A 266-nucleotide genomic window follows, 5' to 3' on the forward strand; every position below is an offset into this window, starting at 1 on the left:
CACTGTTTGTCTGCGTTCCTGCCAGTGTCCTCGCTCCCCACACCAGATATCCCCGGTCAGGGAAATAGCGGATAACATTAATTCCCTTATTATTCATGGCTCCCTGGGCATTGTCAGAAACCAGGGCGGTCACCCCGGAGATGCCGTTAATGGCCACATTGGCGGGGGCTTTCCAGACCCCGCGATTACGGTCACTGGTACAATAAATACCGGCCAGAGTGGCGGCGGGAGAAATGGGGGCTCTCTCCAGTAAGGTATCGATTTCC

The 266-nt window shown here is 55.3% G+C and carries 1 protein-coding gene; it reads right to left on the reverse strand.

Features of this window, described 5'->3' with window-relative positions; all coding sequences use genetic code 11:
* Positions 1-266: phage tail sheath subtilisin-like domain-containing protein (locus NNO04_RS23015; protein ID WP_271446545.1), on the reverse strand; the 266-nt coding region annotated here is incomplete at both ends.

This window comes from Citrobacter sp. Awk 4 (assembly GCF_028069725.1).
GTDB lineage: Bacteria > Pseudomonadota > Gammaproteobacteria > Enterobacterales > Enterobacteriaceae > Citrobacter_D.